Raw genomic sequence first — 26,142 nt, 5'->3', positions numbered from 1 at the left:
TGACGACACCGCCCCGGCCTGGCCGGGGAGGGGCGGCGCCCGCCCATGGGGGCAGGACAGGCGCAGCGGATGCTTGCTGCTCCACAGTTACCGTGTGGTCACCGGAATGCAATCGGCATTGCCGGCCACCAGTGCCGAACAGAACCGGCGGGTATCGGAGAGCCCGTCAAAGCCCATGGCCCGCAGCCGGTAGAAGGTGCGGCCGCCGCTTTCAGCGCGCTGGATCACCCGCTGCTTGGTGCCCAGATATTCCGGGAATCGGGCGCTGATGCGGTCCCATTCGGACCGTGCCACTTCGGGGCTTTCATAAGCGCCCAGTTGCGCCAGCCTGGTGCCGGGCGCCAGGGTGTCCGGGTCCACATCCACCGGCGCGGCATAGGCTGCCGGGGCGGCGGCGGAAGCCGGAGCGGTAGAGGCCGGAGCCGGGCTGAACCTTGCCGGCCGGGCCGACGGCCGCAGCGACACCTTGACGCCGGGCGCATTCAGCAGTGCCGGGGAAACGGCGGCGGCAAGCGCCGGCTGCAGCGGTTCCGGCTGCACGATCGCAGGCGCCGCTGCCGAGGCGGGCACCGCGGCAGAGACGTCTTCCGCCTCGCGCGCAAGCTCCGCCACCAGCGCGTCGATGTCGCCGTTCTGGAAAGAGGCCACTGCCTCGTCGCTGACACCGGGTTCCGCACCGGGTGCGGCCGGCATATCCGGTTCCGCCGGTGCGGCAGGCAGCGCCGCGGCCTCGGCAGCTTCCGCAGCAAGCTCCGGCAGAGGCTTGTCGTCTTCGGTGAGTTCAATTGCGGACGGTGCCAAGGTCAGCCGGTCGGCGGGCGCCGCGGCGCTGCCGCTGGCCGCCACCGCGTTCACAGCCAGCCCCTGGTGGTCCGCCTGGCTGCCGCCGGGGTTTTCCGGCTGTTCGCGCATCGGGCCTTCGGCGGCACGCACCACCGGCACGCCGCTGACGTCGCGCATCACCAGCTTGTAGCCCCAGTAGCCGACGCCTGCGACCAGCGCGATGGAGGCCACCGCGCCCAGAATGCTCAGCGTTTTGGAGAACCGCGCCCGCAGGCCCGCCGGGGCTGCGGCATAGGCGGCGTAGTCGTCAGCGCCGTAGCCCTGCCCCTCCGGCTGATAGCCGTAGGCCGGGTCTTCGTAGCCATAGTTCGGCTCAGCCCCGGGCCCGGTATACTGCTGGCCCGCGCCGGTCTGGCCTGCATAGTGCTGACCGGAGTACTGCTGCCCGTAAGAGCCGCCAGTTGCGGTGTCCTGCTGCCGGCCACCGCCCTGTGAATAGGCGTGCCCCTGGCCCGCCTGCGCAAAATACGCCATTGTCCGCCTCACTGCCCGGTATGGCGGCGCCAATCGGCCCCGCACTCCCAGATCTCTTGAACTGCCTCAATCCGGCGAAATGTGCGGTTTGTTCCCTTTGGGGCAAGCCCCTCGGTTATCGCATCTCTTCTGCCGGTTTCACGCCAAGAATACCAAGACCAGCGGAAATGACAACGGAAACGGCCCGCGCCAGCGCCAAATTTGCATGTGTTGCCAATTGGCTGCTCTCATTAACAAAGCGTAAACCTTCGTTCGATTTGCCCAGGTGGTACAGCCCGTGCAGCTCGGAGGCGAGGTCGTAGAGGTAGAAAGCCACCCGGTGCGGCTCATGGGTGCGGGCGGCGATTTCCACCTGGCGCGGCCATTCGGCCAGCTTCTTGGCGACCGCCAACTGCGCCGGGTCGGCGATCAGGCTGAGGTCGGCGGCGTTCAGGGTGGCGTCATCCGCCGCAATGCCCTGCTCCTCTGCCTTGCGCAGGGTCGAGCAGATCCGCGCATTGGCGTATTGCACGTAGAACACCGGGTTGTCCTTGGACTGCTCCAGCGCCTTGTCGAGGTCGAAATCAAAGCCCTGGTCGTTCTTGCGCGTCAGCAGCATGAAACGGGTGACATCCGCGCCCACCGCATCAACCACGTCGCGCAGGGTGACAAAGGTGCCCGCGCGCTTGGACATCTTGAATTCCTGGCCGTTCTTGAACAGCTTCACCAGCTGGCACAGCTTGATGTCGAGCGGCACCTTGCCGTCGGACAGCGCCGACACCGCCGCCTTCATCCGCTTGACGTAACCGCCGTGGTCGGCGCCGAAGATGTCGATCAGCTCGTCAAAGCCGCGCTCCACCTTGTCATAGTGATAGGCGATGTCGGGCGCGAAATAGGTCCAGGAGCCGTCGGATTTCTTCACCGCCCGGTCCACGTCGTCGCCGTGATCGGTGGACTTGAATAGGGTCTGCTCGCGCGGCTCCCAGTCGTCGGGCTTCTTGCCCTTCGGCGGCTCCAGCACGCCCTGGTAGATCAGCCCCTTGGCCTCGAGGCTGGCCAGCGCCGCCTCAATCTTGCCGGTGCCATAAAGCGACTTCTCGGAATAGAACTTGTCCATCTTGATGCCGAGCTGGGCCAGATCCTCGCGGATCAGCTCCATCATCGCATCGGTGGAGAACTCACGCACCTCAGCCAGCCAGACGTCTTCGCCCTTGCCGACATAGGCATCGCCGACCTTGTCCTTCAGCGCCTGGCCCACGGGAACCAGGTAGTCGCCCGGATAGGTGCCGTCGGCAAAGGCCACCTCCTGCCCGTGCGCCTCCAGGTAGCGCAGGTAGACGGAGCGCGCCAGCACGTCGACCTGGCCGCCGCCGTCGTTGATGTAGTATTCGCGGGTGACATCATAGCCGGCATAGGCCAGGAGCGCCGCCAGCGCATCGCCGAACACCGCGCCGCGGGTATGGCCCACGTGCAGCGGCCCGGTCGGGTTGGCAGAGACATATTCCACATTGACCCGCTTGCCTTCGCCCATGTCCGAGCGGCCGAAATCCGTGCCTGCGTCCAGGACCTCGGAAAGCACCTCTTGCCACACATGCTTCTTAAGCCACAGATTGATGAACCCAGGCCCGGCAACAGCTTTCGCGGCAGCAGCCTCTATCTCTGCCTCAGACGCGCTAGACAAATCGGCTATACCCATCTCAATTCGTGGGTCTCGGATCAGTCGGTTCGCAAGCTTCAATGCAATGTCGCGCGGCTTCATTTTGGCGGGCTTGGCCAGCACCATCGCCGCATTGGTTGCCATGTCGCCATGGGCGGCATCGCGCGGCGGCTCCACCGCGACATTGGCAAAATCGAGCCCCTCGGGCAGCGCGCCTTCGCCGGTCATGCCGGTCAGGCTGTCAATCACAAGCGTGCGGATATCGGTAAAGAGGTTCATATCTGGCGTCCCAACTGTTCAGCACTGCGGATACCGGGGGCCAAAGGCAGGGTCAACAGGATTGCAGGGGCGGCCTGCGGTCTCAGACGCAGCGCACCGGAAAATCCGGATTTTCCTGCCCGTCCTCTTCCTCATGAAAATCGCACCGCTGCGGCGGCGCGTGGCTCACAGAACCGCGGTGCGGCCTTCCAGGATCTTGCCCGCAGGAGCGGAAAGCGGGCACATCGAACGGGTCCCTGTGGATCAGATGCTCCACCTCGATCCGGTCCTCGGCCTCGACGATCCACAGCGCGCCGCAGAAGTCGCCGTCCGTATCCGGCTTCAGCCCGCCGCCGATACGCAGCTCCGGGTGATCCTTAACATAGGCCGCATGGGCATTGCGCCGGGCCGTGTCGGCACGGATATCCATCATTGCCGGCGCATCGCGGAACAGCACCGCCCAGCGGGTCATCGCCGGCGCGGAATTGCGGGCTTCACTGGCAGCGGTCACGAGAACATCCCCTGAATGGCCGAGGCGGTGCCCCATTCGGTGATCTTGTAGGTGCGCAGGGACGCCACGTAATAGGGGTCCTGCAGGATCAGCCGCTCCACGTCCTGGCGGGTCTCGGCCTCCACGTTCCAGATCGCGCCGGGAAAGTCCTGCATCGGCCGCATCGCCAGCGCACCGCCGATCTGCAGCTCAGGCCGCGACCGCACAAAGGCGATATGCGCCTCGCGCCGCTTCCTGTCGCTGCGAACCCGGTCCATGTCCGGCTTGTCCGTGAATGTGACGGTCCAGCGTGCCATGGCTTTCCCCTCGTAATGCCTCCCCTGCGGATACCGCCGATGCCCCGCGGCATCATAGGGCCAGATCATAACACGGCTTACGGCCAATTTGCAGCGTGGCGCGGGAGCCGGGGTGCGGACAACGCCCCGGCTCAATAGACTTTCAGATCATGACGGATGCCCCTGCGACTGCTTTGCGCCGTCGCAGATTTCATACCAGCCGGGCTTCTCCCCCACGAACTCGTGGAAACTGTTTGCCGCTTCAATCGCCCCGTCCAGCGCGTTTGCGGCGATCGGGAAGCTGTCCTCCTCCGACAGGATTTCCCCCAGCGAGCTGCCGCAGATCCGGCAGAAACAGCGGCCGTATTTATAGGGCGGCGCGGGCTGGTACAGCGCCACGTCCTCCCTGCCCGCCACCCAGCGCAGGTCGTCCTTTTTGACAAAGACAATGGTGCTGGCCCCAGCCTTGCGGCAGCGTGAGCAATGGCAAGTGCCCATCAGCGCCGGCTGCGCCAGCAATTCAAATTTCACAGCGCCGCAACAGCAGCTTCCCTCAATCATTCCTGCAATCCCTCTCATCAAACACTTCGAATGAGAACATTAAGTGAACATTGTGTGAGGCACAAGCCGCTTCAAGGCGCTGCGCAAAGGCCCGCCGCAGCGCACGCGCCGCTTGCGCCGGCTTAACCCGGACATGCCATGATCACCCCCGCTGCAGCACATGGCGCGGGTGTGCCCCCCCGCGCACAGAAGACCAGGACCCCGAAGACCACCTCAACAAAAAGTGCAGGGGCGTCTGACTGACGAAGCTTTTGACCGGACCCGGGGCGCGCTGGCGTTCCGGCCTTTCCCTCCGCCCCCGTGGCGGCGGCGCCATCCCTACCCCGCCCGCTGAAGGCAAAACGCAAAGGACAGCAGCACAGAGCGCAGCGTGAGAAGCCCTCAGACCTCGACCTTCACCCCGATCAGCCGCTCATGCAGCTGCAGGGCAAACCGGTCGGTCATGCCGGCGATATAGTCCGACACGATCCGCGCCAGTGCGGTGCGGTCCGCGGCGGCCGCGATCTCGGCGTGCCAGCGCTCCGGCATGTCCTGCGGGTTGTCCAGGAAATAGGGAAACAGCGCCTCCACCACCTTGGCGACCTTGGCACGCTTCTCCATCACCGAGGGCGCCCGGTACATGCGGGTGAACAGAAAGGCGCGAATGTCCTTCAGGTCGCGCCACAGCGGATCGGAGAATTTCACCACCGGATGGCCCAGGCCGCGCACGTCTTCGACGCTTTGCACGCCGGTGTCCGCCAGCAGGCCGCGGGCGGTGCTGATCACATCCTCAACCATGAAGCCAAAGAACCGCCTCAGCGCCTCGTGCCGCCGCCGGTTCGCATCCAGACCGGGATACTTCCGGTCCACCTCGCCATAGGCCCTGTCCAGCAGCGGCAATTGCGCCAAGTCATCGTCGGTGAACAGCCCGGCGCGCAGCGCATCATGGAGGTCATGGTTGTTGTACGCGATGTCATCCGACAGCGCCGCCACCTGCGCCTCGGCACTGGCGTGGGTGTGCAGCTCCAGGTCCACCGCTGCGTTGCACTCGGCCAGCGCCCAGGGCAGTTCCCCCACCACCGGACCATTGTGTTTGGCAATGGCTTCAAGGGTTTCCCAGGTGAGGTTCAAACCGTCGAACTCGGCATAGTGACGCTCCAGGCAGGTCACGATGCGGATCGCCTGGGCATTGTGGTCAAAGCCGCCGTAGGGCGCCATAAGCGCATGCAGCGCGTCCTCGCCGGTGTGGCCGAACGGCGTGTGGCCAAGGTCATGCGCCAGCGCCACCGCCTCGGTCAGTTCCTGGTTCAGCCCCAGGGCGCCGGCAATGGTGCGGCCCACCTGCCCGACCTCGATCGAATGGGTCAGCCGGGTGCGGTAATTGTCGCCTTCATGCTCCACGAACACCTGGGTCTTGTGCTTCAGCCTGCGGAAAGCGCTGGCGTGAATGATGCGGTCGCGGTCGCGCTGATAGGGCGAGCGGAAGGAGCTTTCCTCCTCCGGCACCTGCCGCCCGCGGCTGCGGTCGGGCATCGTGGCATAAGGCGCATGCAGTTCAAATCTTTTAACCAAAGCCGGGGCTCCACATCTTGCCGCTTGAATTGCACCTTTCTATATAAAGCTTTGCACTGCAACCTACGCCCGTGGAGAAACCTGATGCACCTGCCCCCGAAAGTCACCGACCGCGCCTTTGCCCGGCTGGCCGAGATCGGCGCCGCGGATCAGGGCCAAGCGCTGCGGGTCGCCGTGGAGGGCGGAGGCTGCTCCGGCTTTCAGTACGAGATCGCGCTGGACAAGGCGAAAGACGACGACCTGGTGCTTGAGGGCCAGGGCGAAAGGGTGGTGGTCGACAGTGTCTCCCTGCCCTTTCTGGAAAACGCTGTGATCGATTTCACCGAAGAGCTGATCGGCGCCCGCTTCACCATCGAGAACCCCAACGCCACCTCCAGTTGCGGCTGCGGCACCTCGTTTTCGATCTGACGGCACCCTGGCGCACTCCCCGGCCTTGCGTCAGGCAAGGCCGCACCCGCCCCTTCAGCTGGGGACGGGCGCTTCGCCCCTTGCGGAGCTCAACAGCCGGCTTTAAGGGCTAAGGGTCGGTCTGCAGCCGACCGGCACTGCGCAAGCGCGGCATTGCCGGGGCAAACTGGTCCCACACCAGGTAAAGGCCGGAGGCCACCACGATTGCACCGCCGATATAGGTGGAGGCCGGCGGGAACTCCCCGAAGAACACCGCGCCGATGACCGCCATCCAGATGAACTGCAGGTTCATCAGCGGGGTGACGGCATAGGAGGCCAGGAGCCGCAGCGCCACCACCAGCAGCCAGCGCGCCCCGAACAGGAGGAACGCATAGGCAGCCGCCCAGGCCACATCCGCCACGGGCATCGGCATCCAGACAAACGGCAGCACCAGCAGCATCGCCCCGCACAAAGCCAGGTTCGGATAGAACACCTGCGCCAGCGCATTGGTTTCGAAGCGGCCGATAAACCGGGCCATGGTCATCGAAAACGTGCCCGACACCACCGCGCCGAAAGCAATCAGATGCCCCCAGCCAGACCCGGCGCCGGCGCCGCCATCGGGCAGCAGAAACAGCACCCCGGCAAAGCCGGCCGCCAGCGCCAGCCAGGCCGCCGGGCGCACCGGCTCCTTCAGCACCAGCCCTGACATGGCGCCCGCCAGCAGCGGCATCAGGCCGATGAACACAAACACCTCGGCAAAAGGCAGGAGCCGGAAAGCGTAGAAGAAACAGACCGCCGCAACCAGCGTTGCCGCTGACCTGAGCGCCATTGCCCGCGGGCAGGTCGTGCGGAACCCGCCGCGCTGCGCGGGCAGCCGGTCGGCCAGCAGGCAGAACCCCGCCACCATAGCGCCCGACAGCGCATACAGCTGTGCCGCCGAATACTGCCCTGCCAGCAATTTCGTGATCCCGTCGGCGGAGGCGATCAGCCCGGTATAGGCCACCGCAAGCAGCGCCCCGCCAAGCGCCTGGCCGCGCGCGCGGCCCATCACGCCGCCCCTGCGCTGCCCGCGCGGGCGAACCCCTCGAAGAAACTGGCGAACCTGGCGCAGCTGCGCTCTGCCGCGGTGAGCAGCCCGTGCTCCTCCTCGTTCAGCCTGCTCTCGGCCTGCGCCTTGACCGCCCCCCAGCCGGGCCTGGCTGCCCCGGCGTCAAAGACGGCTTCTGAAAGACGTTTCAAAATACTTCCTCCCCGCACAGCCGACACATGCATGCCCCCCGGGGGAACCGCCTGCCGGAAGGCCTTGCGCCCGGACAGGATCATGAGCCAGTTAACAACAAAATACTCGTGATAAGAATCGTGAAGTCCAGAGAATTCTCCCTCTGATAGAGTAAAAGCGGAAACCTGCCTGTCAAGCCAGCCCTCCCATGCGGCTGGCGGCACCTGCCCGGCGTAGCGCAGAGCAATGCAGATCTCGGCCAGAAGATCGGCGTTCTGATCGAGAAATGCCACAAGCCCGGCAAACTCCAGACTGATCAGAGCGGCCTGCGGCAACTGCGGATCACGGCGGCCGTATTCCGACAGGTAAAAGACGATGTGGGTCAGCTCGTAAGCTGCCTTTTTGTTCGGTATGGCAAAGGTTTGCGGGCGGCTGACAAATGCGCGAAGCCGGTCGTCCAGACCGTCGTCGCGCAGCTCCCCGCCCCGCCGCGCCAGCAGGCGGCGGGCCTCGGCGCGCTGCAGGTCAGAGAGCTCTGCCTGCGCCAGCCCCTGAGCCTGGACCCATGCGGCCAGCTCCGTCCCGGTCTCCCCCGGAAGGCCCAGGTCCTCGAGGTCCAGGCAGATCGAGAGGATGAAACGGTAATACTGGCGGAAGAAACTGATGTGCCGCGCCGCGCCTTCGTAGAACCCCTGCAGCGGCGCCAGGGCCTCAGCGGCAACATCCGCCCCGGTGCATTCCAGAATGTTCAGAAGCTCCGCGTTTTCCTTGAGCCAGAACACGTCATCCTGGCTTCGCCGGTGCATGGCGAAGCCGCCGATCAGCGCTTTGTGCGCAGCCGCCCGGGACTGGCGGGCAGCTGGAGAAAAGAACGGGATGATCTGGGCCATGAAAACCTCCTGCGGATGGATGCGGCGCGGCAAAGGCGGCCCCGGACGCGGGGCGGCCAAAGATCAGGAGCCGGGAGGGAGGCCGGCCCCGCCCCGGTCAGCTGCCGGAGGAAAACAGCCGGGTTGCATCGCCTGCGCTGATGCGCGCCTCTGCCGCCGGTGCGGAGCCGGAGGAGAACATTTCCGTCAGGCTGCCGGACGCGGTTTCACTTTCCGCCGCGGGCGCAGAGCCGGAAGAATACATTTCCGTCAGCTCACCTTCAACAACCTTGGATTGCATTACTGGCGCAGAGCCGGAAGAAAACATCTGCACCAGAGCCCCCTCCGCCGTCTCCGCGCGCGCCGCCGGACCGGAGCCGGAGGAGAACATGTCCACCAGGTCGCCTGCTGCGGTTTCACTGCAGGCCGAGGGAGCCGACCCGCTGGAGAACAGCCCTGTTTCGCCGCCGGCCCAGCTGCCTGAAAGCCGCGGCATGGAGCCCGAGGAGTAGAGCGAAAGGCCTTCGCCCGCTGAGAGATCCGCGCAGGTTGCGGGCGCGGAGCCGGACGAGAACATCTCTGTTGCATCGCCTTCGAACAGGCTGGCGCCCGCGGCTGGGCGGGTTGCTTGGACGGTCTGGATATTGCGCTGAGCAGTCATTTTGGAACCCCATTCGTTAGAGACAAAAGGCTCCTTGACGCTGGCACGGCCGCCGCGCAGCGCAAACAAAAAATGCAATTCCACATTGCATTTTGCAGCTTCAATTACTTTAACTTCAACCCGCTGTTTTTTGCGCGATTTCAATTATTTCAATTCATCCACAGCTTATTCACCGCGTTATTCACACGCATATTATTGCAAAATAAATAAACTCAACCCCAGGGGTATTTTTCACCCCTGCAAAGCATCGCGTTCCGCAGCTGCCCGGGTGATTCGCGATTCGCGCATCGGGCTTGCCCCGGAGCGCTGATTCAGCGATAGATCAGCCCCGAATAAAGCAATCTGTGCCGGAGGCAAGCCATGAAAATCGCCACATTCAACATCAATGGCATCAAGGCCCGGGCGCAGGCGCTGCCGGACTGGCTGGATGAAGCCCAGCCTGACGTGGCGGTGCTGCAGGAGATCAAGTCGGTGGACGAGGCTTTCCCGCGCGAGATCTTCGAGGAACGCGGCTACAATGTCGAAACCCACGGGCAAAAGAGCTTCAATGGCGTGGCCATCCTGTCGAAACTGCCGCTGGAGGATGTGCGCCGAGGGCTGCCCGGCGATGACAGCGATGAGCAGGCGCGCTGGATCGAGGCGACGGTGGTCGGCAAGCAGGCGATCCGCATCTGCGGCCTGTACCTGCCCAACGGCAACCCGGTGGAGCTGGCGGCGGACGGCAGCCCGGTTGCGGGCGGTAAATACGCCTACAAACTGGCCTGGATGGAGCGGCTGAAGGCCCGTGCTCAGGCACTGCTGGATGACGAGATGCCCGCGCTGATGGCCGGCGATTACAACATCATCCCGCAGGCCGAGGACGCCAAGCGCCCCGAGGCCTGGCTGGACGACGCGCTGTTCCGCCCCGAAAGCCGCGCCGCCTTCCAGCGCATTGTCAACCTCGGCTTCACCGAGGCCTTCCGCGCCCGCCACCAGGGTCCGGGGCATTATTCCTTCTGGGATTACCAGGCCGGCGCCTGGAACCGCGACGACGGCATCCGCATCGACCATTTCCTGCTGACGCCGCAGGCGGCGGACCTGCTGCTGGACTGCCGGATCGACAAGGATGTGCGCGGCCGGGAGAAGCCGTCCGACCACGTCCCGGTCTGGGTCGAACTGGACATCTGAGGGACGTTTGCGCCGCGCGCCAGCGCGGCGCCACGCCCAACCCGTTGGGGTTCATTTCAATGAACCGGAACGGGGCGGGAGCCCTGACCTTTTTCAATTTCACACTGTTTTGAGCCGCGCTCCGCTGCCGGGCGTCAGGCGGTGACGTCGTGCCGGTAGATCCAGTCGAACTGGCTGACCATCCGGCCGGGCGCAAAGCGGCCGCCCAGTTTCAGCACCTGATGCGCGGGCCAGCTGAGCGGCGCGCGAAGGTGGTACTTCCAGGCATTGTTGCTGGCAGCCCGCACAACTTTCGCGGCCCGCTCGCGGCGGCGCGACTGGTAAAGCGCCAGGCCGGACTTCATCCCCGCCGCTTCCTGCAGGGAGCGGGCCAGCACCCAGGCATCCTCCAGCGCCAGATTTGCGCCCTGCGCCATGAAAGGCAGCGTCGGATGCGCGGCATCGCCCAGGATTGCGGTGTTCTCGCCATGCCAGCTTTCCGCCACCGGATGACGGAACAGCCCCCAGAGCAGCACGTCCTCCACCGCGTTCAGAAGCGCCGCGGCGCTGCCGCCGAAGCCGCTGAAAGCCGCGCGCAGGCTTGCCGGGTCGTCCTTGAAATTCCAGCCTTCCTCGGCCCAGGCGCGGCGCTCCTGCACCGCGACCAGGTTCATCAGGCTGCCGTCGCGCAGGGGGTAGGCCACCAGATGCCGCCCCGCCCCCATGAACAGCTGCGCCTCGGGCGGCAGGTTCAGGCTGTTCGGCACCGTGGCGCGCCAGGCGACCTGGCCGGTAAAGGCCGGCTTGCGTTCGCCATTGAGCGCAATGCGGGTTTTCGAGTGCAGCCCGTCGGCGCCCACCACCAGATCGCCGCCGCATTGGGCGCCGTTGCACAGATGCACGATAGGCCGCGCGCCGGGGACCACGCGCTCCGCTTTCTGCAGCAGCCGCACCTGCACGCCTTCGCGCCGCGCTGCTCCGGCCAGAATGCCGATGAGGTCGGAGCGGTGCACGAAATAATAGCGCAAACCAGCGGCGTGTTCATCCAGATCCAGCCGCAGCACCTGTTTGCCGCGGCGATGGCCGCGCAGCACCACCGCGCGGGCGCGCTGCGAGCACCAGGCCAGATCATCCGCCAGCCCGAGCGCCTTCAGCACTGCCACGCCGTTGGGGGTGATCTGCAATCCTGCCCCGACCTCGGAAATCGCTTCGGCCTGCTCCAGCACGGTGACGGCGGCGCCGAAGCGGCGCAGCGCCAGCGCCGCGGCCAGGCCGCCGATGCCGGCGCCGATGACGGTTATTTTCAGGCCTTTGAGGTCCATGGGGCTCCTGCAGATTCTCCGCCCGCCCCCAATGAAACAAAAAACGCCGGAGCAAAAGGCCCCGGCGTTAATGTTTCTTGCGATTTTACCGCCAAATTCAGCGGTTAATCGTCACGGTGGACCTTTTCGCGGCGCTCGTGGCGCTCCTGCGCCTCCAGGCTCATGGTTGCGATCGGGCGGGCATCCAGGCGCTTCAGCGAGATCGGGTCGCCGGTCACTTCGCAATAGCCGTATTCGCCTTCGTCGATGCGGCGCAGCGCCGAGTCGATCTTGGCAACCAGCTTGCGCTGGCGGTCGCGGGTGCGCAGCTCCAGCGCGCGGTCGGTCTCTTCGCTTGCACGGTCGGCGACATCGGGAATATTGCGGGTGCTGTCCTGCAGCCCCTCAATCGTGTCGCGGCTGTCCGCCAGCAAATCCTGCTTCCATTCCAATAGTTTGCGTCGGAAATACTCAAGCTGCCGCTCATTCATGAACGGCTCATCTTCGGCCGGGCGGTAGTCGTCCGGCAGAAACACTTCTTGCTTCATTTCGGCTCCTTCGGTCTGGCCCATAATGCTGGTCATAATTTGCACCTGAACATTGTGGCTCCCCCTCTGCCGCAGCGTTTATCCCTATCGGAAGGGAATGTCACTACACAATAGTGGCGCCGTTTGGTTAAAACCGTGATAACAACGCGGCATCGCGGCATCAATCATGGCGGATACGGGAAAGATATGCGATTTCAGGGCACTAAGGAATATGTTGCAACGGACGATCTGAAGGTTGCGGTGAACGCGGCGGTGACGCTGGAGCGGCCGCTGCTGGTCAAGGGCGAGCCCGGAACAGGGAAAACCGAGCTGGCAAAACAGGTTGCCGGGGCGCTGGGGTTGCGGATGATCGAGTGGAACGTGAAGTCCACAACCCGCGCCCAGCAGGGGCTTTACGAGTATGACGCCGTCAGCCGCCTGCGCGACAGCCAGCTGGGCGAAGAGCGCGTGCATGACGTGAAGAACTACATCCGCAAGGGCAAGCTGTGGGAAGCGTTCGAGGCGGACGAGAAGGTTGTGCTGCTGATCGACGAGATCGACAAGGCCGACATCGAGTTTCCCAACGACCTCCTGCAGGAACTCGACAAGATGGAGTTCCATGTCTACGAGACCGGCGAGACGATCCGGGCGAAGCACCGGCCGATCATGATCATCACCTCCAACAACGAGAAGGAACTGCCGGACGCCTTCCTGCGCCGCTGCTTCTTCCACTACATCCGCTTCCCGGACGCGGAAACGATGAAGCAGATCGTTGCGGTGCATCATCCGGGCATCAAGGACGCGCTGCTGACCGCTGCGCTGACCCAGTTCTACGAGATCCGCGAAACGCAGGGGCTGAAGAAGAAACCCTCCACCTCGGAGGTGATCGACTGGCTGAAGCTTCTGCTGGCCGAGGATCTGAGCCCGGAGGATATCGCGCGGGACGGCGCCAGCGCCTTGCCGAAACTGCACGGGGCGCTGTTGAAGAACGAACAGGACGTGCACCTGTTCGAGCGCCTTGCCTTCATGGCGCGCGGGCGGCGCTGACGGCACAGGGTCACGGCACAGTCGGCAGGCGCATTTCCCGGCGCCTGCCTGTTTCGCTTCAAATTGCTGCCGCATTCCCCTATCAGAGGAAACAGGGCCGGGCTGAGACAGCCGGGCCAGCAGGAGACGCCTGAGTGCCCGCGGACGCAGCATTGGACTTAATTCGATCCCCCCGCCGCAGCCGGCGGCGCCTGTTCAGGACGGCAGCCTGTGCTCTGACAGCGCTGGCGCTGGCGGCCTGCACGGCGCCGGCTGCCCGCGTCGAGGCTCCGACCCGCGCTGCTGCCGCGCCGCTGGCGCTGCCGCCGGTCAAGGTGTTCACGGCGCCCCGTCCGCAGCCACCGCAGCGCTCGAATGCCGCGGTCGCCCGCGACTTTCTGGACCTGCATTTCCAGCTGGAGGGCGGCAGCACCCTGCCCCAGTTCACCCGGTTCGAGACCCCGATCACGCTGCGCGTGACCGGCACGCCGGCGCCGGGCTTCACCCGCGAGCTGAACGCGCTGCTGGCGCGGCTGCGCGCGGAGGCCGGAATTTCCATCCGCCGGGTGTCCGGCGAAACCGCCAGCATCACCATCCAGATGGTCTCGCGCAATGAGATCCGCCAGGCCCTGCCCAAGGCGGCCTGCTTTGTGGTGCCCAATGTCTCCTCGCTGGCTGAGTACCGGCGCAACCGCCGCAGCCCGCGCACCAACTGGGCGCTGCTGCGCGAGCGGGACCGGCTGGCGGTCTTCCTTCCCAACGACACCAGTCCGCAGGAGGTTCGCGACTGCCTGCACGAGGAGCTGGCGCAGGCGATCGGGCCGCTGAATGACCTGTACCGGCTGCCGGATTCGGTCTTCAACGACGACAACATGCACGCGGTGCTGACCGGGTTCGACATGCTGATCCTGCGCGCAACCTATGCGCCCGAGCTGAGAACCGGCATGAGCCGCGATCAGGTCGCCGCCCGCCTGCCCGCCATCCTGGCCCGGCTGAACCCGCGCGGCGAAGGCGCCGCGGCCCAGGGGCTGCCGGAGACGCCGCGGGCCTGGGCTGCGGCCTACGAGCGGGCGCTGGGGCCGCAGGCCTCGCTGCGCGAACGGCTGCGCGCCGCCAACAAGGCAGCGGAGATCGCCCGCGACCTGGGCTGGATCGACCACCGCCGGGCGCTGAGCCACTATACGCTGGGACGGATGCTGCACATCCGCGAGCCGGAGCTGGCGCTGCAGCATTTCCTGACCGCGCGGGACTTCCTGCAGGGGCTGCCTGGCACCGGCATCCATCAGGCCAAGGTGGCGGTGCAGCTGGCCGCCTATGACATTGCCACCGGCAATGGCGCCTCGGCCCTGGCCCGGCTGAAGCCTGCGATTGAGGCCGCCGCATCCCATGAGAATGCTGCCCTGCTGTCCACCCTGCTGATGCTGCAGGCCGAGGCGCTGGAGCTGGAGGGCCGCATCGCGGAGGCGCGCCGGGTCAGGCTGGACAGCCTGGGTTGGGCGCGCTACGGGTTCGGCCCGGATTGGGTGGTGGAAGCCCGGCTGGAGGAAATCGCCGCTCTGCGCCCTTCCGGTTCCTGACGCGGCCCGCAAGAAACTGATCCTGAAAGACAAGAGACGGATAGAACCATGATCGTAATCACCGCCGTTCTGCTGGGCGGCCTGATTGGCGCCCTGAAGGCCCGCAAACGTGGCGGCAACACCCTGGACATGCTGCAATACGGGGCTGTCTATGCCATCGTTTTTGGTATTCTCGGCCTGCTGGCAACCATTCTGACACACCGGGTGCTGGCGTAACAGCAAACAGAGGCCTGCGATGTTCCAGCCGTTCTTTGAAAACCTGCGCAAAGCGGCCATTCCGGTCAGCCTGCGCGAGTACCTGACATTCCTTGAAGGGATGAAGGCAGGGCTGGCGACCTATGACATCGAAGCGTTTTACTTCCTCGCCCGCGCCGCGATGGTGAAGGATGAGCGCAACATCGACAAGTTCGACCGCGCCTTTGCCGCCACTTTCGAGGGGCTGGAGGCAATCCCTGCTGATGCCGTGATGGAAGCCGTGGACATTCCAGAGAACTGGCTGCGCAAGATGGCCGAGAAGCACCTGAGCGCCGAGGAAAAAGCGGAGATCGAGGCGCTTGGCGGCTTCGACAAGCTGATGGAAACCCTGAAGGAGCGGCTGAAGGAGCAGCAGGGCCGCCACCAGGGCGGCAACAAGTGGATCGGCACCGCCGGCACCTCCCCCTTCGGCGCCTACGGCTACAACCCCGAGGGCGTGCGCATCGGCCAGGACAAGAGCCGCCACCAGCGCGCGGTGAAGGTCTGGGACAAGCGCGAGTTCAGGAACCTCGACGGTGATGTCGAGCTCGGCACCCGCAACATCAAGGTGGCGCTGAAACGGCTGCGCCGCTGGGTGCGCGAGGGCGCACAGGAGGAGCTGGATCTGGATGGCACCATCCGCTCCACCGCCGAGCACGGCTATCTGGACGTGAAAACACGCCCCGAACGGCACAATGCAGTGAAGGTGCTGCTGTTTCTGGACGTGGGCGGCTCGATGGATCCGCATATCCAGGTGGTGGAGGAGCTGTTCTCCGCCGCCCGCGCCGAGTTCAAGCACCTGGAATATTACTACTTCCACAACTGCCTGTACGAGGGCGTGTGGCGCGACAACCGGCGGCGCTGGAACGAGAAGACCCCGACCCACGACGTGCTGCGCACCTACGGGCCGGACTATAAATGCATCTTCGTGGGTGACGCTTCGATGAGCCCCTATGAGATCGCCTATCCCGGCGGTGCCAACGAGCACTGGAACGAGGAAGCGGGCCAGGTCTGGCTGCAGCGCGCGCGCGAGGCCTGGGCGTCGAACCTGTGGATCAACCCGGTGCCGGAGAAATACTGGGACTACACCCATTCGATCGGCATGATCCGCGAGATTTTCGAGAACAGGATGGTGCCGATGACATTGGACGGTCTGGAGCGCGGCATGCGGGAGCTGTCTCGGTAAATTCTCCCGCGCCGGCACCGCAGGCGGGCCTGCCGCAGAAACCGGCAAATTCCGGCCAGGCTTCGGCCAGCGGTTGATTGCAGCCCAGCCTGCACCTAGGTGTTGTGGCGGCATGAGCAGCAGAACCCGAACACCCGCCCCCGACGCAGGCCCCGGCACCGGACCAGCCCCTGGCCCGGTCACCGGCCCTATCCTGATCCTTGATGATCTGCGCGGCGGGCGGATGCATCTGTCCGCCCTGTTCATTGCGGAAAGGGGAACTGCCCTGCCCCCGCTGCTGCTGGAAAGCGGCAGCGTGACGCCTGAACCCCTGGCGGATTATGAATCCCATACGGTGCTGCGGGCACGGTTCAGCCTGCCGGCTGAGACGGCCTCCGCCTACCGGTGGAACGGCACCCTCTTTGAGGTCACCGGCGGGTTCAGCGGCGGCTTGCGGATCGCCTATGCCTCCTGCAACGGCGAGGAGCACGGCGATCTGGAGCGTGACGGCGCGGAGCGCAACGCCATGTGGGCGCGGATGGGCGCGGCACACCGCGCCGCCCCCTTCTCTCTGCTACTGCATGGGGGCGATCAGGTCTATGCGGACGAGGCGACCTGCGGCCACCCCCTGAGCGAAGACTGGCCGGACCGCATCCCCCGCGTGCCGACCCGGGAGGATCTGGCGGACCTGCGCCGCCATCTGCGCGAACGTTTCCTGCAGCGCTATCTGGCGGTTTACAGCGCTCCCGAATTTGCCTGGATCGCGGCCCGCGTGCCTTCGCTGATGCAATGGGACGACCACGACATCTGCGACGGCTGGGGCAGCCTGCGCCGGGCGCGCACCTATTCCCCCGTCGGCCAGACCCTGTTTGCCGCCGCGCGGGAGGCGGCGCTGCTGTTCCAGCACGGCTGCCGCGACGGGGACCTGCCGCCGCGCTTCGCCGACCCGGAGGGCCGCCACTTGGGCTGGCGCATCGAAGCCGCCGGGCTGCGGCTGCTGGCCCCCGACCTGCGCTCCGAGCGCAGCCGCCGGCGGGTGATGGCCCGGGGCGGCTGGCGGATGATGAAGGCCGAGGCGGAACGGCGCTTTGCGGGGCGCACCCTGCTCCTGTCGAGCGTGCCATTGCTGGGGCCGCGGCTGTCGCTGCTGGAGCTGCTGATGGTGCTGATGCCAAGGATGCAGAAATACGAGGACGACCTGCGTGACCAGTGGCAGAGCCGCGCGCACCGGGCCTCCTGGCGGCGGATGCTGCGTATGCTGCGGGACATGGCGGCGCAGGACGGCCAGCAGGTGACCGCCATCTCCGGCGAGATCCATCTGGCCGCGCGCGGTGAAATGGCGCTTGGCGGCGGCAAGACCCTGCACCAGCTGGTAGCCTCGGGCATCACCCACCGGGCGCCGCCCAGGGCCTGGGCAAAGGTTCTGGGGCTGCTGTCCTGGCTGGGCGATGCGCCGCTGGCGGGCCATCCCATCCGCATCCGCCGCATTCCCGGCCAGGCCGGGCGCTATGCTGCGGAGCGGAACTATCTGGTCCTGGAGCGGCGCGGCGGGGAATGGTCGGCCAGCTGGGATCTGGAATCCTCGGGCCGGTCAGAGCCGCTGCCCCTCTAGCCGCAGGCGGCGGCGGGTTCGGCAACCCTCTTTTGCACAATCACAGGATGATCATCTGCGGAAATCCGCCGCTCCGGCGCTTCGCAGGCGCTTGTCCGCCGAGGCCGCCCTGCCTTGGTTGAACGGCGAGCCCGGCAGGCGGTACCCAAGGGAAAAAGGCGCGGCGCAACAAGGCCGCCAATCCCGAGCAGGAGCATCGCGTGAGCGTGCCGCATCATGACATTTCCCCCCGTGGCAGTGCGCCTGCCGCAAGCGTGAAGCCGTTCCAGATTCGCGGCCGGTATTTCACCGCCGTCGCCCTGCGCCCGGAAGACGGGCCGCTGGATCAGGCGTTTTACGCCGCCCTGGACGCGCAGCTGCGCTGGAGCCCGCATTTCTTTGACGGCGCGCCGCTGATTCTGGATCTGGCCCAGGCGCCGGGGCTGAGCCGGCCTGCCGAGATCCGGGCGCTGGCGGACAGCCTGCGCAGCCGGGATCTGGCGGTCTTCGGGGTGCAGAACGCCACGCCCGCCCAGGCCGCCGCAGCGCAGGACGCCGGGCTGATCCTGCTGGCCAGCGGCAAGGACGCGCCGCTGAACACCGGCCCGGGCACGCGCCGCGAACCGCCCAGGAAACTGCGGCCGCCGGAGAATGTGCTGATCAACCGGCCGGTGCGGTCCGGTCAGACGGTGGTGGCCGAAGGCGGCGATCTGGTTGTGGTCGGGCCGGTCAGCTCCGGCGCCGAGCTGATCGCGCGGGGCAGCATCCACGTCTACGGGCGCCTGCGCGGCCGGGCAATGGCCGGCGCCGAGGGCGACGAGAGCGCCCGCATCTTCTGCCACAGCCTGGATGCGGAACTGCTGGCGGTGGCGGGTCTCTACCGGACCAGCGAGAATTTGGAGCCGGAGCTTCTGAACCGCCCGGTGCAGGTGTTCCTGCAGGACGGGCGGCTGTGCGTGGAAGCCCTGGGGTAAGGAAGGCAGGACAATGAGCAAGGACCTGAAACTGGAAGAGCCGCTGGGCCGGGTGATTGTCGTCACCTCGGGCAAGGGCGGCGTTGGCAAGACCACGACCTCTGCCGCCGTCGGCGCCGAACTGGCGCGGCGCGGGCACAAGACGGTGGTGATCGATTTTGACGTCGGCCTGCGCAACCTCGACATGATCATGGGCTGCGAGCGCCGGGTGGTGTTCGACTTCATCAACGTCATTCAGGGCGACGCCAAGCTGAAGCAGGCGCTGATCCGTGACCGGCGGCTGGAGAACCTGGCGGTGCTGCCGACTTCGCAGACCCGCGACAAGGACGCGCTGACCAAGGACGGCGTCGAGAAGGTGCTGGACGAGCTCCGCAAGGAATTCGACTATATCATCTGCGACAGCCCGGCCGGCATCGAGCGCGGCGCCCAGATGGCGATGCATTTTGCAGATGAAGCCATCGTTGTGACCAACCCCGAGGTGTCCTCGGTGCGTGACAGCGACCGGGTGCTGGGGCTGCTGAACAGCATCACCGAGCGCGCCAGCAAGTCCGGTGCCGAGCCGGTCAAGGCGCAGGTGCTGATCACCCGCCACGACAAGTCCCGCATCGACAGCGGCGAGATGATGACGGTGGAGGACGTGCTGGAAGTGCTGGCGGTGCCGCTGCTGGGTATTATCCCCGAAAGCCCGGCGGTGCTGCGCGCCTCCAATCTGGGCGTGCCGGTGGTGCTGGACGAGCCCTCGGCCGCGGGCACCGCCTATGAGGACGCCGTGGGCCGGCTGATCGGCGAGCAGATCGAGATGCGGATCGCCGCGGACCGCCGCCCCGGCCTGCTGCAGCGGCTGTTCGGACGGACGGTGTAAGCGCGATGTTCGGATTTTCCCTCCGCCCCCGCAAAGCCTCTGCCAGCACCGCCAAGGAGCGGCTGCAGATCCTGCTGGCGCATGAGCGCAGCGGCAGCGGCGGCGCCCGCCCCGACTGCCTGCCGCAGTTGCAGCGCGACATCCTGGAGGTGATCCGCCGCCACATGCAGGTCGGCGACGAAGCGATCGACATCCGGATGGAGCGCGGCGACGAGCTGTCGAGCCTGGAGATCAACATAGAGTTCCCGGCAACTCCGGGCGTGAACTAGGGCCGGGGCCCGCGGGGCTGCTGACTGGCGGCCCCGGAAATTTTACGAAAATCCGGCGCAGAATCCCCACCCCTATCCTGCGCCGGATCAGGGCAGGTTAACCTGCCCGTGTTGTCATGGGCCTTCCGCAAGTTCCCTGCTGAAGGCCCATGACGCATTACCCTTCCCCCGCCGGACCCGGACCGGCCGCCGATGACGCCCCGCAGGACAGACTGCGGCTGGCCGAACTACTGGGTGCGCTCAGCCATGCGCTGGACCTGACCGAAGGCCAGCCAAAGGGCCATTGCGTCCGCTGCTGCTGGATCGGCATGCAGGTGGCGGCAGAACTGGGGCTGGGCCAGCAGGCGCGCTCCGATCTCTATTTCACGCTGTTAATGAAGGACCTCGGGTGCAGCTCCAACGCCGCGCGGATCTGTCAGCTCTACCTGGCCGACGATCTGTCCTTCAAACGTAACTTCAAGACTGTCAGCGGCCCGCGCCAGGGCCTGGGGTTCCTGTGGCGCAACACCGCTGCCGCTGAGGCCCCCTGGACCCGCCTGAAAACCCTGAAGCAGGTGCTGGCCAGGAACAGCGAGATCGCCGGCGAGCTGATCGAGACCCGCTGCAACCGCGGTGCGGCGATTGCCCGGCAGATGCGGTTTTCCGAGGATGTCGCCGACGGCATCGCCTGCCTGGATGAGCATTGGGACGGCGGCGGCCAGCCGCTGGGCATCCAGGGGGAAGCGATCCCGCTGTTTTCGCGGATTGCCCTGATGGCGCAGGTGACGGATGTGTTTGCAGCCGACCTTGGGGCCGACGCCGCGGCCGAAGAGCTGGAGCGGCGCGCCGGCAGCTGGTTCGACCCGGATCTGGTGCCGGTTTTCACCGCTGTAATCCGCCGCCCGCGGTTTTTGGCGGATCTGCAGGCCCCCGCACTGGAGGCCGCGGTGTTCGCGACGCCGCAAGCCCAGCACATCCAGGCCGTGGACGAGGATTACCTGGATGAAATCGCCCGGGCATTCTCGCTGGTCATCGATGCCAAGAGCCCCTTCACCCACGGCCACTCGCAACGGGTGGCACGCTATACCGGGCTGATCTGCGACCAGCTGGGATACACGCCGGAGCGGCGCCGCTGGATGGTGCGCGGGGCGCTGCTGCATGACATCGGAAAACTGGGGATCTCCAACACCATTCTGGATAAGCCCGGCAAGATGACAGACCGGGAATTTGCCCTGATGAAGCAGCACCCGGTGCTGGGCCACGCTGTGCTGAGCCGGATCAATGCCTTCCGCGAGCTGGCGGATGTAAGCGCAGCGCATCACGAGCGGCTTGACGGCAAGGGTTATCCTTACGGGCTGGACGCCAGCCGGCTGACACAGGAGATGCGGGTAATGGCGGTCGCCGATATCTTCGACGCGCTGACCGCCAACCGCCCCTACCGCGCCGCGCTGCCGCTGGAGAAGACCTATGCGATCATGGATGACCTGGCAGGCCCCGGCATCGATCCGGAGTGTTATGCCGCCCTGCAGGACGCGGTCACGGCGAGCGGCTGGCCCGCGGCCTCGGACGCGCCCTTGGCCGGCGGGGAATGGGAGCTGCCCCTGGCGCAGCGCAGCGCCTGACGCCTAGCTGGCGAGGTTGCGGTTCTTCTGCGAATAGAGCGCCAGCGCGGTCACCTGCCCAGCAACGATGGCCGAGAACATCAGAAGCGCTGACAGGCCGATGCTGGCATCCGCCATCAGGGTTTCATTGAACAGCGATTGCGTCGCGCTCATCAGCACCCGGCTGCCGGGCACCAGGATCAGAATCCCCTGCACGATATAGATGGCGCCGGTCAGGTTCAGCGTTTTGGCAAGCCAGGTGCCGTAGAGGGTGATGCACATGGCGGTGACCCAGGTGCCGACGATCCAGCCGCCGCCGAAGCCCAGGTACAGCGGCCCCCACATGCCCAGTACGGTTACCGGCAGCGCGCGGGCGATGTCGGCCAAGCGGGCGTTGAAGATCACGCCGATCGAAAACGACAGCGCCGGCAGCGCCAGATAGGGCATCCACCACAGCACTTCGTTCACGTTTTCCACCTGCGGCGCTGTCCCCCAGAGCGCCGCACCGATGCTGACGCCGATGTAGATGCCGATGAACAGTTTCATCAGGACGAATATCGACTGGGCAAAAAGGCTCGAACCGGAGATCACGTCGTTGAAGGCAAGGCATTCCAGCGAGTTGGCAATCGACAGCCCCGGCACGAACAGCACGATGGCGGCGATGCAGGTGCCCCAGACCGGCACCTCCACCCCCATGCTGCTAACCAGGGAGACAGCGAGGCCCGCCACCAGCGCCGACAGGAATTCCACCAAGATCACCCGGTCGCCGCGGCAGAACAGCTGGCACAGCCAGACCAGAAACCCCAGCACCGCCGACAGCGCAATGGTGGTCAGGGCGCTGCCGATCAGGGTCAGAAAGGCGGGCGGGATGGCTATATTGGCCAGCATGATCAGCCAGCCGGGATAACGGCCCGGCTCCTCGATACCCGGGTCCTCCACCGCGTTGATGCGGATGATGGTGCGGGCCAGCAGGCTGAGGTTGATCTGCGCAGGCTCCAGGCGGCGGATGATGAACTGGTTGTCCTCGTCCGGGAACTGGCAGGAAATCGACGTGGGCGTGGCCTGCACGATCACGTTGATGCCCTGTTTCCTGGCGTAGAACTGCAGGTACTTCTCGATCTTGTAGGGCGCACAGCCGCTGCGGTGCAGGGTCTCGCCGGTGTCGGCGATGTTGCGGAGCTGTGAGAGCGGTGCCATGTGCCGGAAGCCGTTGTTTTCAGTTGCCTTAGGGTCCGGCCCCCTTACAGGATGCAGGGCCCGGCGGGGAGTGCGGTTTTTGCATGTCTGCCATCACAGGCGGTCAGGGCGGCCGGGTCTCAGCGCCGGCCTCCGCCTGCCCGGTGCTGAGGCCGAAGCCGCGCACCACATCCAGGAGCGCGGCACTGACAAGGGCGGTGCCGGCCTGGCTTTCCTCCCCGGCCCGCTGCAGCAGCGCGATGTCGCGGCTGGCGCCCTCGGCAACAAGCGGGCGGAGGATCACCTCGCTGCGGCCCTGCGGCTGGCGCAGGGTATACAGTTCCGGCAGCACCGCGACACCCGCGCCGGAGGCCGCCATCAGGCGGATCGAATCGAGGCTGGTGCCCTCGTAATCATCGGCCACCACGCCGCCGAAGCCCGAGGCCAGCGCATAGACGATGCGCGACAGCCGGTGGCCGCTGTCCAGGGTCAGGAAATTGCGCCCCCGCAAGGAGCTGCCGTCGACCGGACCGGTCTCCGCCGCCAGCGGATCATCCAGCGCCGCGGCGATCCACAAGCGTTCGCTGAACAGGCGGACCTGGTGGGTGTTGGGGTGGTCCTCGGGCGTCGAGATGATCATGTCGAACCGCCCCGCCTTCAGCCCCTGCTCCAGATCCCGGGTGTTCTCCTCGCGCACGATCACGCGCAGGCTGGGCTGGGTGCGGTGGATGGCGCTGACCGCCTTGGGCAGCAGATAGGGTCCGATCGAGGGCAGGACCCCCAGCCGCAGCCGCCCGCCGAACGGCACGCCGCCGGTGACCGCCGCACGCAGGTCCTCGACCTCCCCCAGTATCCGGTGCGCCCGCCGGATCACCTCCGCGCCCATCGCGGTGGGCTGGGCGCCGGCCCGGCCGCGCTTGAACAGCCGGGTGCCCAGATCCTCCTCCACCGCGGAAATCTGCGCCGACAGGCTGGGCTGACTGACGTTCAGCGCCTCGGCCGCGAGGCCGAACTGGCCCAGCCGGGCCACCGCCACGATGTATTCGAGCTGTCGCAGGGTTGGGCGCATTACATAACCTGAACCTATGTGAAGATTAGATACAATATATTGGAACTATGCTGCAGTGCAATTCATGAGGGCAAGAACCGGAATGGAGAGACAGATGCCCGCCGCCCTCGAAACCCTTGCCAGCAGCTTGCTGGTGCCAACGATCCTGTTCTTTGCCCTTGGCCTGATTGCCGCCTTTGCCCGAAGCGACCTGTCGATCCCAGAAGGCGCCGCCAAATTCATGTCGCTGTATCTGCTGCTGGCGATCGGCTTCAAGGGCGGGGCCAGCCTGGCGGAGCACGGGCTGAGCCCGGATCTGTTTGCCACCATCCTGGCCGGTGTGGCGCTGTCGTTCCTGCTGCCCTTCATCGCCTTCGCGCTGCTCAGGATGCTGACCCGGCTTGATTGCCTGAACGCGGCCGCCGTGGCCGGGCACTACGGCTCGATTTCCATCGTGACCTTTGTCACCGCAACCAGCCTGCTGGAGCTGACGGGAATCGCCTATGACGGCTATATGGTGGCGGTGGCCGCGGCGATGGAGGTACCTGCGATCCTGTCGGCGCTGTGGCTGGCGCACAGCACCGGCAGCAACGGCCAGCGGCCCGAAGGGTTCTGGCGCGAGCTGCTGGCGAATGGCTCTGTTGTGCTGCTCTTGGGCGCCTTTGCCATCGGCGCGATCACCGGCGGCAAAGGGATGGAGCTGATTGCCCCGTTCATCGTCACCCCCTTCACCGGCATCCTGTGCCTGTTCCTCCTGGACATGGGCCTGTCGGCGGGCCGCAGCCTGATCAGGAACCGGGAGATGCTGTCGCCGGGACTGTTCTTCTTCGGCGCGGCAATGCCGGTGGCCGGCGCACTGCTGGCCTATGGCGCCGGCTGGGCCGTGGGGCTGGGCAGCGGCAGCCTGTTCCTGTTGATGGTGCTGGCGGCCTCGGCCTCCTACATCGCGGTGCCAGCGGCGATGAAGATCGCCCTGCCCAAGGCGGAATCCGGCATCTACCTGACGCTGTCGCTGGGGGTGACCTTCCCGTTCAACATCACCGTCGGGCTGCCGCTCTATAACTGGCTGGCGTCCTGAAGCTCCGGGCAGGCGGCACGCCTTGCGCTGCCGCCCGTTCCGGCCCATATCTGAAGCATGCTGCGCCTTTTGCCCATTCTGCTGGCCATCGCCTATGGCCTTGTCATGTACCGGATTTCCATCTGGCGCACTCACCGGGAGCTTGACCAGCGCTCGACCGAGCTGGCCGACCCTAGGCTGAAGCAGCTGACCGACCGGCTGGCGGCCGCGCTGAACATTGCCCGTATTCCGGTGCACATCTACGAGGTCGACCCGGTGAACGGGCTGGCGGCGCCGGACGGGCGGATCTTCATCACCCGCGGGTTCTACCGCAAATACCAGAACGGCGAGGTCAGCGCCGAGGAGATGGCCAGCGTCATCGCCCACGAGCTGGGCCATGTGGCGCTGGGGCACGCCCGCAAGCGAATGATTGATTTCTCCGGCCAGAACGCGCTGCGCACCGCGCTGATGATGATCCTGGGCCGCTATATCCCCTTTATCGGGCCGTGGATCGCCGGAGTGCTGACCTCGCTGCTGGCGGCACGGCTGTCGCGCGGCGATGAATATGAGGCTGACGAATACGCCGCGGCACTGCTGACCAAGGCGGGCATCGGCGTGGCGCCGCAAAAGAGCCTGTTCGCCAAGCTGGAGGAGCTGACCCAGCAGCGCGCCGGCATGGCGCCGGCATGGCTGATGAGCCACCCCAAGACCGAAGAGCGCATCGCGGCGCTGGAGCAGCTGGAAGCGAAATGGGCCAAGGGCTGAGGCCGCAGCGGAGTTGAGGGGCCGGCCCCTCTAACTCCCCCGAGTATTTTCACAAAGAAGAAGAGAGGGCCTTGGCGAGCCGCGGCAGCCGGGCTTTCTTCAGCAGCGGGCGGATTTCCCAGCTGCCGCCCGACAGGCGGTTGGCTTCGACCAGAACCTCTGCCCCCAGCGTCTCCATGCCGGTGCTGTCCTGCAGCCAGATCCCGTAGAGCAGCTCATCCGGGCCCAGGCGGTCCAGGCCTTCCTCGGCCAGGGTGTGGCGCGGAAAGTCCTTGTTGTTGAGCGTCACCACAGCTTCGGCGTGGCCTGCGATGGCGGCGGCCAGCACATGGGTGTCGGCGCTGTCGGGCAGCCAGAGGCGGGATTCGATGCCCGGCGACGGGGGCACTTCCGCCTTGGGCCAGCCGGCCCGGACCAGGGCGATCTCCGCCTTGGCCTGGGCAGCCCCCTCCGGGCCGAGTTTCTCCGCCGCGCGCTCCCATTCGCCTAAGATACGGGCGGACCAGAGCGGCGTGAAATGGCCCCGCTTGGCGGCGCCCAGCAGCATCTCCCGCATCACAGTCGGATAAAGGACGCAGGTATCCAGCAGCAGCTTCACC

The 26,142-nt window shown here is 66.1% G+C and carries 27 protein-coding genes; 13 read left to right on the top strand and 14 right to left on the bottom strand.

From position 1 onward, the window contains the following. Positions 1-87: 87 nt before the first annotated feature. The 6 genes from KUV26_RS01070 to KUV26_RS01045 form a co-directional block, all read right to left on the bottom strand. Positions 88-1,317, bottom strand: a complete 1,230-nt coding sequence (locus KUV26_RS01070) for an SPOR domain-containing protein (RefSeq protein ID WP_222507043.1) — start codon at positions 1,315-1,317, stop codon at positions 88-90. Between the two features lie 115 nt (positions 1,318-1,432). After that, positions 1,433-3,232, bottom strand: a complete 1,800-nt coding sequence (gene argS / locus KUV26_RS01065; RefSeq protein ID WP_222507042.1) for an arginine--tRNA ligase — start codon at positions 3,230-3,232, stop codon at positions 1,433-1,435. 82 nt (positions 3,233-3,314) lie between these two features. Continuing rightward, on the bottom strand, positions 3,315-3,722 hold the full coding sequence (locus KUV26_RS01060) for a YciI family protein (RefSeq protein ID WP_315900047.1): 408 nt from the start codon (positions 3,720-3,722) through the stop codon (positions 3,315-3,317). After that, positions 3,719-4,018, bottom strand: a complete 300-nt coding sequence (locus KUV26_RS01055; protein ID WP_222502297.1) for a YciI family protein — start codon at positions 4,016-4,018, stop codon at positions 3,719-3,721. Before KUV26_RS01055 ends, KUV26_RS01060 begins: the two co-directional genes overlap by 4 nt. A gap of 147 nt (positions 4,019-4,165) precedes the next feature. Continuing rightward, positions 4,166-4,528, bottom strand: a complete 363-nt coding sequence (locus KUV26_RS01050; protein ID WP_315900046.1) for a GFA family protein — start codon at positions 4,526-4,528, stop codon at positions 4,166-4,168. A gap of 411 nt (positions 4,529-4,939) precedes the next feature. Next, positions 4,940-6,091 (bottom strand): deoxyguanosinetriphosphate triphosphohydrolase, encoded by a 1,152-nt coding sequence (locus KUV26_RS01045; RefSeq protein WP_222507496.1) that lies wholly within the window; start codon positions 6,089-6,091, stop codon positions 4,940-4,942. A 102-nt stretch (positions 6,092-6,193) separates the two neighbouring features. Between KUV26_RS01045 and KUV26_RS01040 the strand changes: the two genes are divergently transcribed. After that, positions 6,194-6,517, top strand: coding sequence for a HesB/IscA family protein (locus KUV26_RS01040; protein WP_222502295.1), 324 nt, complete (start codon positions 6,194-6,196; stop codon positions 6,515-6,517). A gap of 109 nt (positions 6,518-6,626) precedes the next feature. On the opposite strand, the gene KUV26_RS01035 is transcribed toward KUV26_RS01040, so the two are convergent. The 3 genes from KUV26_RS01035 to KUV26_RS01025 all read right to left on the bottom strand — a co-directional run bounded on the left by KUV26_RS01035 (position 6,627) and on the right by KUV26_RS01025 (position 9,329). Continuing rightward, complete coding sequence (locus tag KUV26_RS01035) at positions 6,627-7,544, bottom strand: DMT family transporter (RefSeq protein WP_222502294.1); 918 nt, start codon at positions 7,542-7,544, stop codon at positions 6,627-6,629. Continuing rightward, complete coding sequence (locus KUV26_RS01030; protein WP_222507041.1) at positions 7,544-8,605, bottom strand: DUF6902 family protein; 1,062 nt, start codon at positions 8,603-8,605, stop codon at positions 7,544-7,546. The genes KUV26_RS01035 and KUV26_RS01030 overlap by 1 nt, the downstream gene beginning before the upstream one ends. Before the next feature lie 97 nt (positions 8,606-8,702). Further along, a complete protein-coding gene (locus KUV26_RS01025; RefSeq protein ID WP_315900045.1) occupies positions 8,703-9,329 on the bottom strand; it encodes a DUF6749 domain-containing protein in 627 nt (208 codons plus the stop codon). A gap of 276 nt (positions 9,330-9,605) precedes the next feature. On the opposite strand from KUV26_RS01025, the gene xth reads away from it, so the two are divergent. After that, the gene (gene xth, locus KUV26_RS01020) at positions 9,606-10,412 is read left to right on the top strand and encodes an exodeoxyribonuclease III (protein ID WP_222502291.1); all 807 of its coding nucleotides are present in this window, start codon (positions 9,606-9,608) and stop codon (positions 10,410-10,412) included. Between the two features lie 134 nt (positions 10,413-10,546). Here xth and KUV26_RS01015 read toward each other — a convergent pair whose 3' ends face one another. Beyond that, positions 10,547-11,713 (bottom strand): FAD-dependent monooxygenase, encoded by a 1,167-nt coding sequence (locus KUV26_RS01015; RefSeq protein WP_222507040.1) that lies wholly within the window; start codon positions 11,711-11,713, stop codon positions 10,547-10,549. Between the two features lie 104 nt (positions 11,714-11,817). Next, complete coding sequence (gene dksA / locus KUV26_RS01010; RefSeq protein ID WP_036762180.1) at positions 11,818-12,240, bottom strand: RNA polymerase-binding protein DksA; 423 nt, start codon at positions 12,238-12,240, stop codon at positions 11,818-11,820. 186 nt (positions 12,241-12,426) lie between these two features. Here dksA and KUV26_RS01005 point away from each other — a divergent pair, with 186 nt between their 5' ends. The 9 genes from KUV26_RS01005 (at position 12,427) to KUV26_RS00965 (ending at position 21,518) form a co-directional block, all read left to right on the top strand. Beyond that, complete coding sequence (locus KUV26_RS01005) at positions 12,427-13,266, top strand: AAA family ATPase (RefSeq protein ID WP_222507039.1); 840 nt, start codon at positions 12,427-12,429, stop codon at positions 13,264-13,266. 134 nt (positions 13,267-13,400) lie between these two features. Further along, positions 13,401-14,822, top strand: coding sequence for a DUF2927 domain-containing protein (locus tag KUV26_RS01000; protein ID WP_409996936.1), 1,422 nt, complete (start codon positions 13,401-13,403; stop codon positions 14,820-14,822). A 48-nt stretch (positions 14,823-14,870) separates the two neighbouring features. After that, entirely contained in the window at positions 14,871-15,038 is a 168-nt protein-coding gene (locus tag KUV26_RS00995; protein ID WP_222507038.1) for a hypothetical protein, read from the top strand. A gap of 19 nt (positions 15,039-15,057) precedes the next feature. Continuing rightward, entirely contained in the window at positions 15,058-16,242 is a 1,185-nt protein-coding gene (locus KUV26_RS00990) for a vWA domain-containing protein (RefSeq protein ID WP_222507037.1), read from the top strand. Between the two features lie 112 nt (positions 16,243-16,354). After that, the gene (locus tag KUV26_RS00985; RefSeq protein WP_222507036.1) at positions 16,355-17,833 is read left to right on the top strand and encodes an alkaline phosphatase D family protein; all 1,479 of its coding nucleotides are present in this window, start codon (positions 16,355-16,357) and stop codon (positions 17,831-17,833) included. A gap of 200 nt (positions 17,834-18,033) precedes the next feature. Beyond that, entirely contained in the window at positions 18,034-18,786 is a 753-nt protein-coding gene (gene minC / locus KUV26_RS00980; RefSeq protein ID WP_222502285.1) for a septum site-determining protein MinC, read from the top strand. A 43-nt stretch (positions 18,787-18,829) separates the two neighbouring features. Continuing rightward, positions 18,830-19,648, top strand: a complete 819-nt coding sequence (minD, locus tag KUV26_RS00975; protein WP_409996792.1) for a septum site-determining protein MinD — start codon at positions 18,830-18,832, stop codon at positions 19,646-19,648. A 5-nt stretch (positions 19,649-19,653) separates the two neighbouring features. After that, the gene (gene minE / locus KUV26_RS00970; RefSeq protein ID WP_222507035.1) at positions 19,654-19,917 is read left to right on the top strand and encodes a cell division topological specificity factor MinE; all 264 of its coding nucleotides are present in this window, start codon (positions 19,654-19,656) and stop codon (positions 19,915-19,917) included. Between the two features lie 149 nt (positions 19,918-20,066). After that, complete coding sequence (locus KUV26_RS00965; RefSeq protein WP_222507034.1) at positions 20,067-21,518, top strand: HD-GYP domain-containing protein; 1,452 nt, start codon at positions 20,067-20,069, stop codon at positions 21,516-21,518. Positions 21,519-21,521: 3 nt separating this feature from the next. On the opposite strand, the gene KUV26_RS00960 is transcribed toward KUV26_RS00965, so the two are convergent. Further along, complete coding sequence (locus tag KUV26_RS00960; protein WP_222502281.1) at positions 21,522-22,694, bottom strand: threonine/serine exporter ThrE family protein; 1,173 nt, start codon at positions 22,692-22,694, stop codon at positions 21,522-21,524. Between the two features lie 103 nt (positions 22,695-22,797). Beyond that, positions 22,798-23,742 carry a LysR substrate-binding domain-containing protein gene (locus KUV26_RS00955; RefSeq protein ID WP_222507033.1) on the bottom strand — a complete coding sequence of 315 codons (945 nt, stop codon included), beginning with the start codon at positions 23,740-23,742 and terminating at the stop codon, positions 22,798-22,800. Between the two features lie 94 nt (positions 23,743-23,836). Here KUV26_RS00955 and KUV26_RS00950 point away from each other — a divergent pair, with 94 nt between their 5' ends. Beyond that, positions 23,837-24,799, top strand: a complete 963-nt coding sequence (locus tag KUV26_RS00950; protein WP_222502279.1) for a sodium-dependent bicarbonate transport family permease — start codon at positions 23,837-23,839, stop codon at positions 24,797-24,799. Positions 24,800-24,856: 57 nt separating this feature from the next. Continuing rightward, complete coding sequence (locus tag KUV26_RS00945) at positions 24,857-25,543, top strand: M48 family metallopeptidase (RefSeq protein ID WP_222507032.1); 687 nt, start codon at positions 24,857-24,859, stop codon at positions 25,541-25,543. 49 nt (positions 25,544-25,592) lie between these two features. On the opposite strand, the gene KUV26_RS00940 is transcribed toward KUV26_RS00945, so the two are convergent. Beyond that, positions 25,593-26,141 carry an RSP_2648 family PIN domain-containing protein gene (locus KUV26_RS00940; RefSeq protein ID WP_222507031.1) on the bottom strand — a complete coding sequence of 183 codons (549 nt, stop codon included), beginning with the start codon at positions 26,139-26,141 and terminating at the stop codon, positions 25,593-25,595. Position 26,142: the final 1 nt, after the last annotated feature.

The sequence above is a fragment of the Leisingera daeponensis genome (genome assembly GCF_019801465.1).
Taxonomy (GTDB): domain Bacteria; phylum Pseudomonadota; class Alphaproteobacteria; order Rhodobacterales; family Rhodobacteraceae; genus Leisingera; species Leisingera daeponensis_A.
This window is presented reverse-complemented; position numbering and strand designations above follow the sequence as displayed.

Bases quoted from the DNA above. Each gene is read 5' to 3' on its own strand.
- KUV26_RS01055 (WP_222502297.1), bottom strand. From the start codon at position 4,018: ATGGCACGCTGGACCGTCACATTCACGGACAAGCCGGACATGGACCGG.
- KUV26_RS01040 (WP_222502295.1), top strand. From the start codon at position 6,194: ATGCACCTGCCCCCGAAAGTCACCGACCGCGCCTTTGCCCGGCTGGCC.
- KUV26_RS01030 (WP_222507041.1), bottom strand. From the start codon at position 8,605: ATGGCCCAGATCATCCCGTTCTTTTCTCCAGCTGCCCGCCAGTCCCGG.
- KUV26_RS00990 (WP_222507037.1), top strand. From the start codon at position 15,058: ATGTTCCAGCCGTTCTTTGAAAACCTGCGCAAAGCGGCCATTCCGGTC.
- KUV26_RS00945 (WP_222507032.1), top strand. From the start codon at position 24,857: ATGCTGCGCCTTTTGCCCATTCTGCTGGCCATCGCCTATGGCCTTGTC.
- minE (WP_222507035.1), top strand. From the start codon at position 19,654: ATGTTCGGATTTTCCCTCCGCCCCCGCAAAGCCTCTGCCAGCACCGCC.
- KUV26_RS00955 (WP_222507033.1), bottom strand. From the start codon at position 23,742: ATGCGCCCAACCCTGCGACAGCTCGAATACATCGTGGCGGTGGCCCGG.
- argS (WP_222507042.1), bottom strand. From the start codon at position 3,232: ATGAACCTCTTTACCGATATCCGCACGCTTGTGATTGACAGCCTGACC.
- KUV26_RS00995 (WP_222507038.1), top strand. From the start codon at position 14,871: ATGATCGTAATCACCGCCGTTCTGCTGGGCGGCCTGATTGGCGCCCTG.
- KUV26_RS01015 (WP_222507040.1), bottom strand. From the start codon at position 11,713: ATGGACCTCAAAGGCCTGAAAATAACCGTCATCGGCGCCGGCATCGGC.
- dksA (WP_036762180.1), bottom strand. From the start codon at position 12,240: ATGAAGCAAGAAGTGTTTCTGCCGGACGACTACCGCCCGGCCGAAGAT.
- KUV26_RS00960 (WP_222502281.1), bottom strand. From the start codon at position 22,694: ATGGCACCGCTCTCACAGCTCCGCAACATCGCCGACACCGGCGAGACC.
- KUV26_RS01005 (WP_222507039.1), top strand. From the start codon at position 12,427: ATGCGATTTCAGGGCACTAAGGAATATGTTGCAACGGACGATCTGAAG.
- KUV26_RS00985 (WP_222507036.1), top strand. From the start codon at position 16,355: ATGAGCAGCAGAACCCGAACACCCGCCCCCGACGCAGGCCCCGGCACC.
- KUV26_RS00950 (WP_222502279.1), top strand. From the start codon at position 23,837: ATGCCCGCCGCCCTCGAAACCCTTGCCAGCAGCTTGCTGGTGCCAACG.
- xth (WP_222502291.1), top strand. From the start codon at position 9,606: ATGAAAATCGCCACATTCAACATCAATGGCATCAAGGCCCGGGCGCAG.
- KUV26_RS01035 (WP_222502294.1), bottom strand. From the start codon at position 7,544: ATGGGCCGCGCGCGCGGCCAGGCGCTTGGCGGGGCGCTGCTTGCGGTG.
- KUV26_RS01070 (WP_222507043.1), bottom strand. From the start codon at position 1,317: ATGGCGTATTTTGCGCAGGCGGGCCAGGGGCACGCCTATTCACAGGGC.
- KUV26_RS00965 (WP_222507034.1), top strand. From the start codon at position 20,067: ATGACGCATTACCCTTCCCCCGCCGGACCCGGACCGGCCGCCGATGAC.